General features: G+C 68.4%; 15 protein-coding genes. 6 read left to right on the top strand and 9 right to left on the bottom strand.

Translation table 11 applies throughout. From position 1 onward, the window contains the following. Positions 1-104: 104 nt before the first annotated feature. Positions 105-1,010 carry an arginine deiminase-related protein gene (locus tag HEP75_RS09210; RefSeq protein ID WP_185826219.1) on the top strand — a complete coding sequence of 302 codons (906 nt, stop codon included), beginning with the start codon at positions 105-107 and terminating at the stop codon, positions 1,008-1,010. Positions 1,011-1,082: 72 nt separating this feature from the next. On the opposite strand, the gene HEP75_RS09205 is transcribed toward HEP75_RS09210, so the two are convergent. Next, the gene (locus tag HEP75_RS09205; RefSeq protein WP_185826218.1) at positions 1,083-1,310 is read right to left on the bottom strand and encodes a hypothetical protein; all 228 of its coding nucleotides are present in this window, start codon (positions 1,308-1,310) and stop codon (positions 1,083-1,085) included. Positions 1,311-1,518: 208 nt separating this feature from the next. On the opposite strand from HEP75_RS09205, the gene HEP75_RS09200 reads away from it, so the two are divergent. The 3 genes from HEP75_RS09200 (at position 1,519) to HEP75_RS09190 (ending at position 4,700) form a co-directional block, all read left to right on the top strand. Continuing rightward, positions 1,519-3,402, top strand: a complete 1,884-nt coding sequence (locus HEP75_RS09200; RefSeq protein ID WP_185826217.1) for an ABC transporter ATP-binding protein — start codon at positions 1,519-1,521, stop codon at positions 3,400-3,402. Positions 3,403-3,427: 25 nt separating this feature from the next. Continuing rightward, the gene (locus HEP75_RS09195; RefSeq protein ID WP_255423730.1) at positions 3,428-3,823 is read left to right on the top strand and encodes a hypothetical protein; all 396 of its coding nucleotides are present in this window, start codon (positions 3,428-3,430) and stop codon (positions 3,821-3,823) included. 97 nt (positions 3,824-3,920) lie between these two features. Next, positions 3,921-4,700 carry a ferredoxin--NADP reductase gene (locus HEP75_RS09190; protein WP_185816128.1) on the top strand — a complete coding sequence of 260 codons (780 nt, stop codon included), beginning with the start codon at positions 3,921-3,923 and terminating at the stop codon, positions 4,698-4,700. Positions 4,701-4,857: 157 nt separating this feature from the next. Here the strand turns inward: HEP75_RS09190 and HEP75_RS09185 are convergent, their stop codons facing one another. Both HEP75_RS09185 and HEP75_RS09180 read right to left on the bottom strand, forming a co-directional pair. Beyond that, a complete protein-coding gene (locus HEP75_RS09185) occupies positions 4,858-5,349 on the bottom strand; it encodes a glutathione peroxidase (RefSeq protein WP_185822969.1) in 492 nt (163 codons plus the stop codon). 4 nt (positions 5,350-5,353) lie between these two features. Next, complete coding sequence (locus HEP75_RS09180; RefSeq protein WP_185826216.1) at positions 5,354-7,396, bottom strand: amidohydrolase family protein; 2,043 nt, start codon at positions 7,394-7,396, stop codon at positions 5,354-5,356. Between the two features lie 208 nt (positions 7,397-7,604). Here HEP75_RS09180 and HEP75_RS09175 point away from each other — a divergent pair, with 208 nt between their 5' ends. After that, complete coding sequence (locus HEP75_RS09175; RefSeq protein ID WP_185826215.1) at positions 7,605-9,806, top strand: M3 family metallopeptidase; 2,202 nt, start codon at positions 7,605-7,607, stop codon at positions 9,804-9,806. A 105-nt stretch (positions 9,807-9,911) separates the two neighbouring features. Here the strand turns inward: HEP75_RS09175 and HEP75_RS09170 are convergent, their stop codons facing one another. The 4 genes from HEP75_RS09170 to HEP75_RS09155 form a co-directional block, all read right to left on the bottom strand. Then, positions 9,912-10,409 (bottom strand): MarR family transcriptional regulator, encoded by a 498-nt coding sequence (locus tag HEP75_RS09170; RefSeq protein WP_185826214.1) that lies wholly within the window; start codon positions 10,407-10,409, stop codon positions 9,912-9,914. Positions 10,410-10,488: 79 nt separating this feature from the next. Then, positions 10,489-11,607 carry a cyclopropane fatty acyl phospholipid synthase gene (cfa, locus tag HEP75_RS09165; protein ID WP_185826213.1) on the bottom strand — a complete coding sequence of 373 codons (1,119 nt, stop codon included), beginning with the start codon at positions 11,605-11,607 and terminating at the stop codon, positions 10,489-10,491. Positions 11,608-11,618: 11 nt separating this feature from the next. Further along, positions 11,619-12,479 carry a DUF3298 and DUF4163 domain-containing protein gene (locus HEP75_RS09160; protein ID WP_185826212.1) on the bottom strand — a complete coding sequence of 287 codons (861 nt, stop codon included), beginning with the start codon at positions 12,477-12,479 and terminating at the stop codon, positions 11,619-11,621. A 61-nt stretch (positions 12,480-12,540) separates the two neighbouring features. Further along, complete coding sequence (locus tag HEP75_RS09155) at positions 12,541-12,828, bottom strand: GNAT family N-acetyltransferase (protein ID WP_185816121.1); 288 nt, start codon at positions 12,826-12,828, stop codon at positions 12,541-12,543. A 300-nt stretch (positions 12,829-13,128) separates the two neighbouring features. Between HEP75_RS09155 and HEP75_RS09150 the strand changes: the two genes are divergently transcribed. Continuing rightward, entirely contained in the window at positions 13,129-13,329 is a 201-nt protein-coding gene (locus HEP75_RS09150; RefSeq protein WP_185822964.1) for a hypothetical protein, read from the top strand. A 163-nt stretch (positions 13,330-13,492) separates the two neighbouring features. On the opposite strand, the gene HEP75_RS09145 is transcribed toward HEP75_RS09150, so the two are convergent. Together HEP75_RS09145 and HEP75_RS09140 are read right to left on the bottom strand one after the other, a co-directional pair. Beyond that, positions 13,493-14,128: a rhomboid family intramembrane serine protease gene (locus tag HEP75_RS09145; RefSeq protein WP_185816119.1), complete on the bottom strand. Its 636-nt coding sequence runs from the start codon at positions 14,126-14,128 to the stop codon at positions 13,493-13,495. 9 nt (positions 14,129-14,137) lie between these two features. After that, entirely contained in the window at positions 14,138-15,697 is a 1,560-nt protein-coding gene (locus tag HEP75_RS09140) for an oligopeptide:H+ symporter (protein ID WP_185826211.1), read from the bottom strand. Positions 15,698-15,776 lie beyond the last annotated feature (79 nt).

Genomic DNA, 15,776 nt, shown 5'->3' with positions numbered 1-15,776 from the left:
CTCTAAATCCGAATCCCCAATCCCCAATCCCGGCTTTAGGTGACCGCAAACCGCAACACGACACCGCTAGCGTTTGCGCATCACCAACGCACAGCGAGGCGGGCATGAGCGAGAAATTCCTGGCAGGTGGCGCGGCCGCGGACGACACGGACCTGGCATTGGCCGAGCCGCAAGCACAGGGCTGCAGCGCCGCCCACGCAGGCCATCGCCTGCTGATGTGCGCGCCGCAGCACTTCGCCGTGGACTACGTGATCAACCCCTGGATGGAAGGCAACGTCCACGCCGCCAGCCGCGAGCGCGCGCAGGCGCAGTGGAACGCGCTGGTCGCCGCAGCCGAGGCGGCCGGCGCCCAGGTCGAGCGGATCGCTCCGGCCGCCGGCCTGCCGGACATGGTCTTCAGTGCCAACGCCGGCCTGGTGCTCGGCGACAGCTTCGTGCCCAGCCGCTTCCGCCACGCCGAGCGCCGTGGCGAGGAAGCGCTGTTCGCCGACTGGTGCCGCCGCGCCGGCTTCCGCATCCGCGCGCTGGGCGAGGACGTGCGTTTCGAGGGCGCCGGCGACGCGCTGCTGGAGCGCGGCGCACGCCGGCTGTGGATGGGCCACGGCCATCGCAGCGACCTGGTCGCCGCGCACGAGCTGGCCGACCTATTGGACATCGAGGTGATGCCGCTGCGCCTAGTCGATCCGCGCTTCTACCACCTGGACACCTGCTTCTGCCCGCTGCGCGACGGCTACCTGCTGTACTACCCGGCCGCCTTCGACGACTACGCCCAGCAGGCGATCGCCCGCCGCATCCCGCCGGCGCGGCGCATCGCGGTGAGCGAGGCCGATGCCCTCGCCTTCGCCTGCAACGCGGTGGACCTGGACCAGAGCGTGCTGCTCAACCGCGCCTCGCCAGAGCTGTGCGCTGCCCTGGCGCGGATCGGCTACCGCGTGGTGCAGACCCCGCTGGACGAATTCCTCAAGGCTGGCGGCGCGGCCAAGTGCCTGACCCTGCGCCTGGACGAGTGAGACGCTGAAGCGATCGACGGCCGGCCGGCGCTTGGCAGCGGCATGGGCGATACCTGCAGCACCGCACGCCATCTATCCCAGACCGTAGAGAAAATCCAGGAACTCCTTCCAGAGTCTGCCGACCCCGAGGCGGCCGCGCCCGGCAAGCAGGCGGAACACGGTGTAGACGACCGCAAACACGAAGAACACCAGCGCGGCAACGATGGGAACAACCGGCGGCAGAAAGGAGTTGATCCAGAACACGCAACCGAAGATGGCCAGACAGTAGACGACGTAGCGGATGGCGAAGCCCGTCGTCATCGCGCATATCCTCGAAAGCAACCGATCGTGGCAAGCGGCAGTTCGTCCTGCATGGAGATCGGTCCCTGGTCCGACTGCGAAGATGGCGGGAACATCGTCTTCGTGACAGCGGCCGCCGCCGCGGGTGCGCCATCCCACAGCGGCCCCGCCAGTCTCGCCTGAGGCCCAAACACTCCCCGCGCACACCCGGCCCCGGCACAATGCGCGGATGGCTTCCCCTTCTTCTGTCCACGGCGCGCCGCGCCCGTCTCCCCGTACCGGCCCCAGCCTGCGCGAGCGCTTCGACGCAATGCGCAACCTGCCGCCGTTCCTGCGCCAGATCTGGCAGACCAGCCCCTGGCTGACCCTGACCAGCATCGGCCTGCGCGTGCTGCGTGCGCTGATCCCGGTGGCCTCGCTGTACATCGGCAAGCTGATCATCGACGAAGCGATCCACCTGGTCGGGCAGTCGCCCGGCTTCACCTCGTTCGGCGAGGCGCTGGCCAGCGGGCGGCTGCAGCGGCTGCTGGAATTGCTGGCGCTGGAACTGGCGCTGGCGATCGGTTCGGACCTGCTCGGGCGGCTGGTCAGCTATGCCGACACGCTGCTGTCGGAGCTGTTCAACAACGTCACCAGCGTGCAGTTGATGGAGCATGCCGCGCAGCTGGACCTGGAGGATTTCGAGGACCCGGAGCAGCAGGACAAGCTCGACCGCGCGCGGCGCCAGACCATGGGCCGGATGAACCTGATGAGCCAGCTGTTCGGCCAGGTGCAGGACGCGATCACCGTGGTCAGCTTCGCGATCGGCCTGGTGGTGTATGCGCCGTGGCTGATGCTGCTGCTGGCCGTCGCGCTGATCCCGGCGTTCGTCGGCGAGGCGCATTTCAACGCGCTGGGCTATTCGCTGAACTTCCAGTGGACCGCGGAGCGGCGCCAGCTCGACTACTTGCGCCAGGTCGGCGCCAGCGTCGAGACCGCCAAGGAAGTGAAGATCTTCAACCTGCACAGCTTCCTGATCGAGCGCTACCGCGCGCTGGCCGATCGCTTCTTCCAGGCCAACCGCGCGCTGGCGCGCAAGCGCATGCTGTGGGGCACGCTGCTGGCGGCATTGGGCACGCTGGGCTACTACGCCGCTTATGGCTACATCGCCTGGCGCACGGTGCGCGGCGATTTCAGCATCGGCGACCTGACCTTCCTGGCCGGCAGTTTCCTGCGCCTGCGCCAGCTGCTGGAAGGGCTGTTGATCGGGTTTTCGCAGGTGGCCGGCCAGGCGCTGTACCTGGACGACCTGTATTCGTTCTTCCGCATCGTGCCGGAGATCCGCACCCGCCCCGGCGCGGTGCCGGTGCCGCGGCCGATCGTGCGCGGCTTCGTGTTCGAGAACGTCGGCTTCCGCTATCCGGACGCCGAACAGTGGGCGGTGCGGCACCTGGACTTCGAGCTGCGCGCCGGCGAGGTGCTGGCGCTGGTCGGCGAGAACGGCGCCGGCAAGACCACCCTGGTCAAGCTGCTGGCGCGGCTGTACGACCCGGACGAGGGCCGCATCCTGCTCGACGGCCGCGACCTGCGCGACTACGACCTGGACGACCTGCGCGCCAACCTGGGGGTGATCTTCCAGGACTTCGTGCGCTACCACCTCACTGCCGGCGAGAACATCGGCGTCGGCCGGGTCGATTCGATGGACGACGCGGCGCGGATCCGCGCCGCCGCGCAGCGGGCGATGGCCAGCGAGCTGATCGAAGGCCTGCCGCACGGCTACGACCAGTTGATCGGACGCCGCTTCAAGACCGGCGTGGACCTGTCCGGCGGGCAGTGGCAGAAGATCGCGATCGCGCGCGCCTACATGCGCGATGCGCAGGTGATGATCCTCGACGAACCGACCGCGGCGCTGGACGCGCGCAGCGAGTTCGAGGTGTTCCAGCGCTTCAAGGAACTGTCCGACAACCGCACCGCAGTGCTGATCTCGCACCGCTTCTCCAGCGTGCGCATGGCCGACCGCATCCTGGTCCTGGCCGGCGGCCAGATCGAGGCCAGCGGCACCCATGCCGAACTGATGGCGCAAGGCGGCCGCTACGCGGAGCTGTTCGAATTGCAGGCCGCTGGGTATCGTTGAGCTTCGCCTGTCCTTCGGATCCGCCATGCTGCGACGCCTCCTGCCCTGCCTGCTTGCCGCCGCCGTGGCGTTCCCCGCTGCCGCGGCCGACCCGGTTCCCGGCCCGTCCGACTACGCCGCCGCCAAGGCCCTGGCCGACCGCGACGAGGCCGCGCTGCCCGGCGCGCTGGCCGAGCGCCTGCAGGCGCTGCAGCGCGCGGCGCTGGACGAGGGCGTGGCCAGTTGCGCCACGCCGCGCCCGGACACCTCGCCGTTCGTCGTCGTGGTCCAGCTGCAGGACGACGGCAACGTCGGCGCGAGCTGGCGCAACGGCACCACGCCGCTGGCGCTGTGCCTGGAGCGCTTCCTGCGCCAGCGCCCGTTGCTGGTCCCGCCGAAGGCGCCGCTGTACCTGTCCTACGAACTGTCGTTCGAGAAGTGAGGCACGCCGGGATGAACCGCCCCAAATGAGATTCCCTCTCATTTGAGCCGACATGGGGTAGAATGGCGCCCGCTCCTTCCCCATCACGATCAACGGCATGTCCTCTGCTTTTGGCCCCGAAACGGTGCTCGACGTCCGCCATTGGACGGACGACTACTTCAGCTTCACCACCACCCGCAACGAAGGCTTCCGCTTCGACAACGGCCAGTTCGTGATGATCGGCCTGGAGACGGAGACGCGGCCGCTGCTGCGCGCCTACTCCATCGCCAGCGCCAACTGGGAAGAGCGGCTGGAGTTCTTCAGCATCAAGGTGCCGGACGGCCCGCTGACCTCGCGCCTGCAGCACATCAAGCCGGGCGATGCGGTGCTGGTCGGCAAGAAGCCCACCGGCACCCTGCTGATCAGCGACCTGCACCCGGGCCGGCACCTGTACCTGCTCGGCACCGGCACCGGCCTGGCGCCGTGGCTGTCGGTGATCAAGGATCCGGAAACCTACGAGCGCTTCGACAAGGTGATCCTGACCCACGGCGTGCGTTTCGAAAAAGACCTGGCCTACCGCGACTACTTCGAGCACGAGCTGCCGCAGCACGAGTTCCTCGGCGAGACCATCCGCGAGAAACTGCTGTACTACCCGGCGGTGACCCGCGAGGACTTCCGCAACCGCGGCCGCCTCACCGAACTGCTGGAAAGCGGGCAGATGCAGCAGACCCTGGGCCTGCCGCCGCTGAACCCGGAATACGACCGGGCGATGATCTGCGGCAGCCCGCAGATGCTGGCCGACCTGCGCCAGACCCTGGACGCGCGGGGCTTCGTCGCCTCCTCGAGGATCGGCACGCCGGGCCATTACGTGTTCGAGCGCGCCTTCGTCGAGAAGTGACGCGCGGCCGCGATCCCTGCGCCTGCCAACCGCGACGCACCACTCGCAACGCACTACTGTAGGAGCGGCTTCAGCCGCGACAGCCGCTATCCGTAGAGTCTGTCGCGGCTGAAGCCGCTCCTACAGAAAAGCAGGCCGCATCGCACATCAATTCCGCTCAACCCAGCGCGCGCTCGATGTCCGCCGCCAGCGCTTCAGGCTTGTCGGTCGGCGCATAGCGCGCCAGCACCCGGCCGTCGCGGCCGACCAGGAACTTGCTGAAGTTCCACTTGATCGCGGCGATGCCGAGCAGCCCGGATTTCTGCTGCTTGAGCCATTGCCACAGCGGATGCGCGGCGTCGCCGTTGACCTGCACCTTGGCGAACATCGGGAAATCGACCTCGTAGGTCAGCGCGCAGAAGCGCTTGATCTCGTCTGCGTCGCCGGGTTCCTGGTGGCCGAACTGGTCGCAAGGGAAGCCGAGCACCACCAGCCCGCGCTCGCGGTACTGCCGCCACAGCGCTTCCAGCCCGGCGTATTGCGGGGTGAAGCCGCACTTGGAGGCGACGTTGACGATCAGCAGCACCTTGCCCGCATAGTCGGACAGCGGTTGCGGGCGGCCGTCGAGGTCGTCGGCGGTGAAGGCGTAGGCGGTGGTCGGCGTGTCCATGTACTCAATCCTCGACGGTGGCGATGCGCGCGGGCGCGGCGAACGGTTCGATGCCCAGCGCCGCGTAGACCTCGCTGGGGTAGTACGCCGTGCCCTGCTTGACCACCAGCGCGACCTTGCGCAGGTCGGCGATGTCGCGGGTCGGGTCGCCATCGACCAGCAGCAGGTCGGCGCGCTTGCCGGGCGCGATCGAGCCGCGGCTGTCCAGCGTGCGCGAGTACTTGGCGCCGTTCCAGGTCGCCACCTGCAGCGCCTGCGCCGGGGTCAGCCCGGCCTGCACGTACAGTTCGATCTCGCGCTGCAGGGTGAAGCCGGGGGTGGCATCGGTGCCGGCCACCAGCGGCACGCCGGCGAGATACAGCCGCCCGACGAAGGCGATCATCTTCTCGTAGGAACGGTCGTACAGCGCCGCGGTGGCGTCGTCGGGAATGTCGAACTCGGCACTGCGCAGCCCGCGCTGCACGTCCGGCGGCAGATGCCCGGCGACCGCGGCATAGGCCTGCGACAGTTCGCCCGGGCGCTGGCGGATGAAGTCGAAGGTGGCCACGGTCGAATCGATGACGATCTGCCGCTTGGCCAGTTCCTGCACGAAGGCCTGCACCGGCGCCGAGTCGAAATCCAGGTCGGCGGTGCGCTTGGCCGGCAGGTAGAAGCGCTCCAGCGTGCGCGTATCGGTGTCGTGGGTAGCGTAGAAGTTCAGCAGCACCTGGTTGATGTGCTGGATCTCGTCGTAGCCCTGCTCCACCGCCTCGTGCGCGAGCATGTGCACCGGAATGTGCCCGCTGACGCGCAGGCCCTTGGCGTGCGCGTAGGCGGCGGTGTCGCGCACCAGCGCCTGTGGAAACGAGTTGTAGATCTTGATGCCGACGTAGCTGTGCGCGGCATACCAGTCGACCGCTTCGTTGGCCTGCGCCTGGGTGCTGATCACGAAGCCGTTGCGCGCCGCCATCGGGCTCTCGCCCTCCAGGAAGCCGCAGGCGACCAGGCTCGGCATCAGCAACTGGCCGGCGCGTTCTTCCTGCATCACCTGCTGCAGCGTGGCGTTGTCGTTGCCCATGTCGCGCACGGTGGTGACGCCGGCGGCCAGGTGTAGGCCGCCGTCCCAGCGGCCGACGTGCCCATGCATGTCGAACAGGCCGGGCAGCAGCACCCGCCCCTGCGCATCGACCACCTGCTGCGCCTGCGCCGGCGCGCTGCCGGTGGCGACCACCGAGACGATCTTGCCGTCGCGCAGCAGCACGTCGGAGGCGGCGCCGAGCGTGGCGTGCTCGCTGTCGAACACCCGCGCGTTGCGGATCAGCGTGGTGCCGGGCAAGGGATGCGCCAGGCGCTGCTGCAACTCGACCAGGGCGGTGGCTTCGGCCTGCTTCTGCGCCGCTTCCAGCGCGTCGGCATCCTTTTCGTAGCCAGTCTCGATCAGTTGCATCCAGCCCGGCGCGATGAATGCGAACAGGCGCGGCGTGGTGTCGGTGGTGAGCCAGGCGAAGGTGGGGGTGAAGCCGACCCCGGTCAACGCCACCAGTTGCACCTTGCGCGCGCTGTTGCCCTGGCCGACCTGCGCCTGCTGCAGCTTGCGCAGGGTCAGCGCGCCGCTGGGAATCAGCGGCAGCTTGCCGTCGGCGCGGCGGCTCAGCGCGGTCACCGCCGCCGAGGTCGCCGCCGGGGTGCCGCCGAGCGGCCAGTACTGCGCGCCGGCGGCCACGCGCCGCTCGCCCTGGTCGGACGTGGACTTCCACTGCACGCGCTCGCCGTCGCGGCTGAAGCGCTCGTCCACCGGCGCACCGAAGGTGGAGGTGCCCTGCACCTGGTAGGTCTTGAAGGTGCCGTCGGCGGCGAGCGTGTACTGCTCCTTCAGTTCCGGGCCACGGCCATTGTCCTTGAACACGTAGTCGACCCGGGTGATGCCGTCGTCGCCGACGCTGACGTTCTGCTGCCCGGCCTGCTTGCCGCCGTCCACCAGCACCACGTAGCGCAACGTCTGCGCCGACCACGCCGGTGCCGCCCATGCCGCGCACGCGGCCACGCACAAGCCGAAGATCGCTTTCATCCGTTTCTCCCCGCGGCCGTCGGCCGTCTTCACGCAATGGCAGTGGTCTGCATCGGTCTGGCGCTATATGACGCCGCCGCCGCGGCGAAGGCAAGCGCGGTTGCAGCATGGGCTGCGCTGCGCAACAGGCCCATGGCTTTAGTCACGGGCCGCATGCGCCGCACTGGGGTAGCCTGCATGGTCCGACCTTATCGATGGATACCGCTGGATGACCACCCGCCTCGCCCTCGCACTCGCCGCCACGCTCGGACTCGCCATGCCTGCCTACGCCAACGCCGCCACGCCCGCCGCTTCGCAAGCGGCCACGCAGGCCAATCCGTTCTTCGCCGAAAGTCCGTTGCCGCTGCACTACCCGCAGTTCGACCGGATCAAGGACAGCGACTTCGCCCCGGCCTTCGACGCTGGCATGGCGCAGCAGCTGAAGGAAGTGGAGGCGATCGCCAACCAGAAGGCCAAGCCGAGTTTCGACAACACCATCGTGGCGATGGAGAAGAGCGGCCAGGTGCTGGATCGCGCGACCACGGTGTTCTTCAACCTGGTCGGCGCCGACACCAACGATGCGCGCAAGCAGCTGCAGGCCGAGTACTCGGGCAAGTTCGCCGCGCACCGCGACACGATCTCGCTCAATCCCAAGCTGTTCGCGCGCATCCAGGCGCTTTACGACACCCGCAACCAGCTCGGCCTGGACGCGCAGGGCGTGCGCCTGGTCGAGAAGTACTACAGCGATTTCGTGCGCGACGGCGCCAAGCTCGGCGATGCCGACAAGACCAAGCTCAAGGCGATGAACGCCGAGCTGGCCAAGCTCGGCACCCAGTTCAGCCAGAACGTGCTGGCCGAAGTGAATGCGGCCGCGGTGGTGGTGGACGACGTCAAGCAGCTCGACGGCCTGTCCGACGAACAGATCGCCTCGGCGGCCGAAGCGGCCAAGGCGCGCAAGCTCGACGGCAAGTACGTGATCGCGCTGCTCAACACCACCGGCCAGCCGCCGCTGACCCAGCTCAAGGACCGCGCGCTGCGGCAGAAGATCTACGAAGCCTCGGTGTCGCGCGGCAGCCACGGCGGCAAGTACGACAACACCGCGCTGGTGTCGCGGATCATGAGCCTGCGCGCCGAACGCGCCAAGCTGCTGGGCTACCCGAACCACGCCGCCTACTCGCTGGAAGACCAGACCGCCAAGACTCCCGAAGCGGTCAACGCGATGCTCGGCAAGCTGGCCCCGGCCGCGGTCGCCAACGCCAAGCGCGAGGCCGCCGACCTGCAGGCGATGATCGACAAGGAACAGAAGGCCGCAGGCAAGCCGAGCTTCACCCTCGCCGCCTGGGACTGGGCCTATTACACCGAGAAGGTGCGCCAGGCCAAGTATGACTTCGACGAGTCGCAGCTCAAGCCCTACTTCGAACTGAAGAACGTGCTGGAGAACGGCGTGTTCTACGCCGCCAACCAGGAGTACGGGCTGACCTTCAAGCAGCGCACCGACCTGCCGACCTACCGCGACGACCTGCTGGTCTACGATGTGTTCGACGCCGACGGCAAGCAACTGGCGATCTTCATCGCCGACATGTACGCGCGCGAATCCAAGCGCGGCGGCGCGTGGATGAATTCCTACGTCTCGCAGTCGGCGCTGACCGGCTACAAGCCGGTGGTCGCCAACCACCTCAACATTCCCAAGCCGCCAGCCGGCCAGCCCACGCTGCTGACCTGGGACGAGGTCACCACCGCGTTCCACGAGTTCGGCCATGCGCTGCACGGCATGTTCTCCGACGTGAAGTACCCGTACTTCTCCGGCACCAGCGTGCCGCGCGATTTCGTCGAGTTCCCGTCGCAGGTCAACGAGATGTGGGCGGACGACCCGGCCATCCTCAAGCACTACGCCAAGCACTACCAGAGCGGCGCGCCGATGCCGCAGGCCTTGCTGGACAAGGTGGTGGCCGCGGCCAAGTTCAACCAGGGCTTCGCCACCACCGAATACCTGGGCGCGGCGATGCTCGACCAGCGCTGGCACCAGCTCGGCGCCGGCCAGGTGCCGCCGGCATCCGGGGTGATGGACTTCGAGGCCAAGGCGCTGGCCGCCGACGGCATCGCCTACGCGCCGGTGCCGCCGCGCTACCGCACGCCCTACTTCAGCCACATCATGGGCGGCTACGCGGCCGGCTACTACGCCTACATCTGGTCCGAGGTGCTGGACGCCAACACCCAGCAGTGGTTCAAGCAGCATGGCGGGCTCAGCCGCGCCAACGGCGACCGCTTCCGCCAGACCCTGCTGTCGCGCGGCGGCAGCGTCGATGCGATGCAGCTGTTCCAGGACTTCGCCGGACACGCGCCGAAGATCGAGCCGTTGCTGGAAAAACGCGGCCTGACCCCGGGCGGCGGCGACGGCGCCATGCCGCAGACGCCGGCCGGCAAGGACTGACCGCAGGCGCCATGCGTACTCCAACGCCGCCCGCATCGCGGGCGGCGTTGTCGTTTGCGTGACTTGCAGAAATCGCGTGCAGCGGCACGCGCGGATGCGGCGCGGTCAGCCGGCGCTGTCGATCCCGGCCAGCATCTTCTTGAGCAGCGTCTCCAGCTGCAATTGCTCGGCCTCGTCCAGGCCGGCGGTCTCCGCGTCCAGAAACGTGCACACCTCCGGCAACATGCGTTCGATCAGCGCGATCCCGGCCGGCTGCAGGGTCAAGGTGATCTTGCGCCGGTCCTCGGGGCTGGCCGAGCGCAGCAGCAAGCCCTTGCCGCACAGGTTGTCGGTGAGGCGGGTGATGTTGGCCGGCTTCTCGCCCGCCGCCTCGGCCACTTCGGTCGGGGTGATGCACTGCCCGGGCGTGCCGTACAGCATCATCAGGATCTCGTATTCCGGCGGGCTGATGCCGTGCGCCTTGAGCAGCACGCAGGCATTGGCGTGGATGCGCTTGTACAGATGCTTGACGAGCCTGACCAGCACGGCCGGTTCGCGTGGGAAGGCAGGGTAGCGCTCGCAGGTGAAGGCGACGCGCCGCTCGGTCTGATCAAAACTTCCCATGGGGGATGCAATCGCAATTCGGGGGGTGGGGGGCGCCCATGCTACCGACTGTTGTGCGACGGCAACCACCCGCCTGCGCTCAACGCGGTGCGCGGTATCCTCCCCGTACACCTTCGGGCGACAGCAGCAGCTGCCACAGCTGCGCGCGGCGGCAGCGGAAGGTGGCCATCGACCCGGCCAGATAGAAGCGCCACATGCGCCGGAAACGCAGGTCGTAGCGCTGCGCATCCAACCCCGGCCAGGCCGCCTCGACGTTGTCGCGCCAGGCCTGCAGCGTGCGCGCGTAGTCGGCGCCGAAGTTGTGCCAGTCCTCGCACACGAAGCGGCCTTCCAGCGCCGCGGCGATCTGCGCGGCCGAGGGCAGCATCGAATTGGGAAAGATGTAGCGCGCGATCCACGGATCGGTCCGGTGCCGCGACACGTTGCTGCCGATGCTGTGCAGCAGGAACAGTCCGTGCGGATGCAGGCACTGCCGCACCCGTGCGAAGTAGCTGCGGTAGTTCTTGTCGCCGACGTGCTCGAACATGCCGATCGAGAAGATCGCGTCGAAACGCTCGTCCAGTTCGCGGTAGTCCTGCAGGCGGATCTCGATCGGCAGACCGCGGCACAGCTGCCGCGCGTAATCGGCCTGTTCCCGCGACACGGTGACGCCGACGCCGGCCACGCCGTAGCGCTCGGCGGCGAACTTCAGCGCCTCGCCCCAGCCGCAGCCGATGTCCAGCACGCGCATGCCCGGGCGCAGTTGCAGCTTGCGGCAGACCAGGTCCAGCTTGGCCTCCTGCGCCGCGTCCAGATCGGCGGCGGCGGCCCAGTAGCCGCAGCTGTAGACCAGGCGGCGGCCGAGCATCGCCCGGTACAGGTCGTTGCCCAGGTCGTAGTGGCGGCGCCCGACCTCGTAGCTGCGGCGCCCGCGCTGCAGGTTGAACAGGCGCGCGCGCACTGCGTAGGCCAGGTCGGCGATGCCGTGCACGCGCTGCTCGAGCCGGGCATCGATCAGCCGCGCCAGGGTCTGGTCCAGCGCCGGCGCCTCCCACCAGCCGTCCATGTAGCTTTCGCCCAGGCCCAGCGAACCCTGCGCCAGCACCCGCGCGTAGAAACGCGGGTCGTGCACCGCGATGTCGTGGGCGCGCGCGCCGCCGACGCGCACGTCGGCACTGGCGAGCAGGTCGACGACACGGCGCTGCAGCGGCCCGACCATGCCCGCACCCGCTACGCCGCGAACAGCTCCGCGTATTCCGGCGCCACCAACCCGCGCAGCACGCTGGCCGGGACGTCCACGGTCTGCGTGCCATCGGAATACGGCCCCACCTGGTACGGCGGGAACACGAAGCGCAACGCCACGATCTTGCCGGCGGCGTCGACCAGGGGCTGGAACTGGCTGAAATTCTCCGCTTGCGGCTCGGTGCCTTCGGCAATCATCTTGTCGGCGCTGCGGACCTGCTCGTCATGGTCCTCGGGTGGCAACTGCTCGGCATCCACCCGCGCCTGCACCGCCTGGCGCAGCTGCGTGGCGACGTAGCCGGCGACCTGCGCCCAGCCCTTGGGATCGGGAATCAGCGTCTCGGCGGTCAGCAGGCGCTGCTGCTGCGGCAGCCACACGAAGCGCGCCACCAGCGGCTCGCCATGGGCGCCGCCGGTATAGCGGCTGCCGTCGGCAGCCACCGCCACCAGCTCGGGCCGTTCCAGCAGCATCTCGAACTGCAGCGACAACTCGTAGGGCGCGCTGGGACGGTCGTTGCCGAGGCCGCCGACCGCGTCCATCAGCTCGCCGCGCGCCGCCTGCGCGTAGCGGCCCACCGCCTCGGCCAGGCCCGGGTAGCGGTTGAGCGCCGGCGGGAAGGTGATGCCGACCACGTAGCTGGGGTTGTGCTCGATGACGTCCTTCAATTCCATCGGGGCCGGCGCCGCGGGCGCCGCCGCGGCGGCGGGCGCAGGAGCCGGAGCCGGTTCGGCGGCCGGCGCCGCGGCCTCGCGCTTGCACCCTGCCACGGCCAACGTCGCCGCCAACGCCAGCGCCGTCCACCGCCATGGAATGTTCTGCCCCGTCTGTACCCTGTGCCTCACGTCCATTCCCCTGTGTCTTGCGTCTGTGTGATGACGAATTATCGCGCCGCCGTCGCGTCGTGCGCACTCAGCCGAGCAAATCGGCGTATTCCGGATGTCGCTGCACGAACACCGCCGCGTACGAACACGCCGGGACCACCTTCAATCCCTGCGCCCGCGCATGGTCCAGCGCCGCGCTCACCAGCCGTGCCGCCAGGCCGCGGCCGCCGATCGCGGTCGGCACGCCGGTATGGGTGATGACCAGGCGGCCGTCCTGCAGCAGATAGTCCAACTCGGCCTCATGGCCGTCCAGCTGCAGCGTAAAGCGCTGTCGCTGCGGATCGTGTTCGATCGGTGGGAGGGGCGCTGCGCTCATGGTCTGGCTCATGCGACGGAGCACACAGTCTGGTCGCGCGCGCGCCGCGACGATGTGAAGCCACACGCCGCGCCGCGTCACCCGCAGCCGACGCGCTGCGTCACTTCCGGCCTGGGCCGGGCCGGCGGCAGATCACGACGCGGCTCAGGAACGCGCGAGGATCCCTGCAGCCCGCCCGGCAATCGGCGACGCGCCCTAAAGTCCTGCCGCGTGCGGCCGCTACCAACCGCGTACCACCGTGGAAATCTGGCATGGGACTTGCGAAATCCATCACGGTGTAATCGAACAGGGGCGATGCGCATGAGCGACAACGAACAGATCCATGGCGACCACGATGCGTCGCTGCTGGAAGGGCTGTACCAGCTGGTGGTCAGCGGCCACACCCAGGGCTGGGAATTCGACCAGCTCAACAGCGAGGTCTACGACCGGCTGAAGGAAACCTACGCACACGCCGCCATCGGCAGCGCCAACGTGCAATTGCGCGGCCAGGAGGCCGCCTGAGCCGAGCGTCACGCTGCGGGCCGCGACGCGGGCCGCTGCGTGACGGTTTCGAGCGACCGGCTGCAGCGCGCACTCCGCGCTTGCGGCCCGATTCCGTTTCGGCGGCACCCTCGCCTCACACCCACTTGGAACGGCGGCATCGCCGCCAGCGTTCGCGCAACCGCTAATCGCGGCCGAAGCGCGGCTGCGCCAGCTGGTCGAGGAAGTGCTGCAGCACCGACGGCTCCATGATCAGCAGGAACATCACCCCGAACGCGGCGCCGGCCAGGTGCGCGCTGTGGTTGATGTTGTCGCCGCCGCGGCGGTCCATCCAGATGCTGTAGCCCACGTAGAACAGCGCGTAAAGGATCGCCGGGATCGGGATCGGGATGAAGAAGAAGTAGATGCCGGTCCACGGCGCCAGCAGGATGTACGCGAACAGCACCGCCGACACCGCGCCGGACGCGCCCAGGCTGAAGTAGTTCGGGTTCTTCTGGTTCTTCAGGTAGCTGGGCAGGATCGCCACCACCAGCGCCGCCAGGTAGAACAGCGGATAGGTCAGCAGGCTGCCGGTCAGCCGCTCCATCAGCCGTTCGATCGGGCCGCCGAAGAAATACAGCGTGACCATGTTGAACAGCAGATGCGGGAAATCGGCATGGATGAAGCCGTGGGTCAGCAGCCGGTCGTACTGCTTGTGCCGGTCGATCGCCGGCGGCCACAGGATCAACCGGTCGAGCAACTTGCGGTTGTTGAACGCCGCCCACGACACCAGCACGGTGAGGACGATCAGGATCAGGTTGACGGGGGTGACGGACGGCATGTGGAGGCCTCAGGCGGTACGGTAATGATCGACCATGCGGTAACGGCGCGCGTACAGCCCGAACAACAGCGCGGCGACGCAGGCGAAGGCGGCGAAGAAGAACATCAGGAACGCGGTTTCGCTGAGCCCGGTACTGCCGATGTGCGCGGTGACGGTGTCGTTGCGCACCGCCGCGTTGGACAGCAGCACCCACAGGTTGCCGACCGTGGTGGTCAGGTTCCAGAAGCTCATCACCACGCCCTTCATCGATTGCGGCGCCTGACTGTAGGCGAACTCCAGGCCGGTCGCCGACACCAGCACCTCGCCGAAGGTCAGCAGCGCGTACGGCAGGATCTGCCAGGCGATGGACAGCGCGTCGCCGCCGTCCATCGCTACCTGCAGCGTGCCGACCACGATCCAGGCCAGCCCGCTGAAGGCGATGCCGGCGGTCATCCGCCGCAGCGCGGTCGGCTCGTAGCCGCCGCGGCGCAGCAGCGGGTACAGCACCAGGTTGTTGAACGGGATCAGCAGCATCACCAGCGCCGGATTCAGCGCCTGCATCTGCGAGGCGCTGAACCAGTCGGGCATCTGCATCTGCTGGCCCTGCAGCACCCAGGTCGAGGCCTTCTGGTCGAACAGCGAGAAGAACGGCGTCGCCAGCGCGAACACCACCAGCACCCGCAGCACCGCGCGCACGCCGTCCACCGCCGCATCCGGATGCACCGCGCGGGCGCGGTCCAACTGCCACCAGGTGCCGCCGCCGATCCCGGCCAGCAACAGCACCAGCGCCAGGCACAGGCAGATCACGATGCCCAGCGTCGGCAGCAGCGCGAAGCTGGCCAGCGCCAGCACCACCGCGATGGACGCCAGTGCCAGGCCGGGACGCCCCTCCTGCCCCGGCGCGCGCGACAGCAGCGCGCTGCGCACCACCTGGGCGAAGCCGTGCGGATCCTTCGGCGGCAGCGGCATGCGCACGTAGCGGTGGCGCCCGGCCCAGAACACCAGCGTGGCCACGAACATCAGGATGCCGGGAATGCCGAACGCCCAGGCCGGACCCAAGTTCTTCAGCGCCAGCGGGATCAGCAGCGAGGCGAACAGCGAGCCGAAGTTGATGATCCAGTAGAAGGCGTCGAACACCACCTTGGCCAGATGCTTGTTGGACTGGTCGAACTGGTCGCCCATGAACGAGGCCACCAGCGGCTTGATGCCGCCGGCGCCCAGCGCGATCAGCCCCAGGCCGACGAAGAACCCTTCGCGGCTGCCCTCGAACAGCGCCAGGCAGGCATGGCCCGCGCAATAGATCAGGCTGAACCACAGGATGGTGGTGTACTTGCCGAAGAAGCGGTCGGCCAACCAGCCGCCGAGCAGCGGGAAGAAATACACGCCGACCATGAAGCTGTGCATGATGTGCTTGGCTTCGGCCTCGCGGCCGGGCGCGGTCATTTCCTGCAGCAGCAGCGAGGTGATCAGGAACTGCACCAGGATGTTGCGCATGCCGTAGAAGCTGAAACGCTCGCAGGCTTCGTTGCCGATGATGTAGGGGATCTGCCGCGGCATCCGCGCGCCGGCGTGTGCGTTGGCCGCACTCATCCGCACTTCCTCGTCGATCGTTCGCTCGTCACAGGCACCGGTCCAGGCAAAATTTTCAGAAGGTTACCCGATCGTTCCG

The sequence above is a fragment of the Xanthomonas sp. SI genome, from assembly GCF_014236855.1.
GTDB lineage: Bacteria > Pseudomonadota > Gammaproteobacteria > Xanthomonadales > Xanthomonadaceae > Xanthomonas_A.
This window is presented reverse-complemented; position numbering and strand designations above follow the sequence as displayed.

Coding starts and splice junctions, on each gene's coding strand:
- HEP75_RS09210 (WP_185826219.1), top strand. CDS start 105: ATGAGCGAGAAATTCCTGGCAGGTGGCGCGGCCGCGGACGACACGGAC.
- HEP75_RS09205 (WP_185826218.1), bottom strand. CDS start 1,310: ATGACGACGGGCTTCGCCATCCGCTACGTCGTCTACTGTCTGGCCATC.
- HEP75_RS09200 (WP_185826217.1), top strand. CDS start 1,519: ATGGCTTCCCCTTCTTCTGTCCACGGCGCGCCGCGCCCGTCTCCCCGT.
- HEP75_RS09195 (WP_255423730.1), top strand. CDS start 3,428: ATGCTGCGACGCCTCCTGCCCTGCCTGCTTGCCGCCGCCGTGGCGTTC.
- HEP75_RS09190 (WP_185816128.1), top strand. CDS start 3,921: ATGTCCTCTGCTTTTGGCCCCGAAACGGTGCTCGACGTCCGCCATTGG.
- HEP75_RS09185 (WP_185822969.1), bottom strand. CDS start 5,349: ATGGACACGCCGACCACCGCCTACGCCTTCACCGCCGACGACCTCGAC.
- HEP75_RS09180 (WP_185826216.1), bottom strand. CDS start 7,396: ATGAAAGCGATCTTCGGCTTGTGCGTGGCCGCGTGCGCGGCATGGGCG.
- HEP75_RS09175 (WP_185826215.1), top strand. CDS start 7,605: ATGACCACCCGCCTCGCCCTCGCACTCGCCGCCACGCTCGGACTCGCC.
- HEP75_RS09170 (WP_185826214.1), bottom strand. CDS start 10,409: ATGGGAAGTTTTGATCAGACCGAGCGGCGCGTCGCCTTCACCTGCGAG.
- cfa (WP_185826213.1), bottom strand. CDS start 11,607: ATGGTCGGGCCGCTGCAGCGCCGTGTCGTCGACCTGCTCGCCAGTGCC.
- HEP75_RS09160 (WP_185826212.1), bottom strand. CDS start 12,479: ATGGACGTGAGGCACAGGGTACAGACGGGGCAGAACATTCCATGGCGG.
- HEP75_RS09155 (WP_185816121.1), bottom strand. CDS start 12,828: ATGAGCGCAGCGCCCCTCCCACCGATCGAACACGATCCGCAGCGACAG.
- HEP75_RS09150 (WP_185822964.1), top strand. CDS start 13,129: ATGAGCGACAACGAACAGATCCATGGCGACCACGATGCGTCGCTGCTG.
- HEP75_RS09145 (WP_185816119.1), bottom strand. CDS start 14,128: ATGCCGTCCGTCACCCCCGTCAACCTGATCCTGATCGTCCTCACCGTG.
- HEP75_RS09140 (WP_185826211.1), bottom strand. CDS start 15,697: ATGAGTGCGGCCAACGCACACGCCGGCGCGCGGATGCCGCGGCAGATC.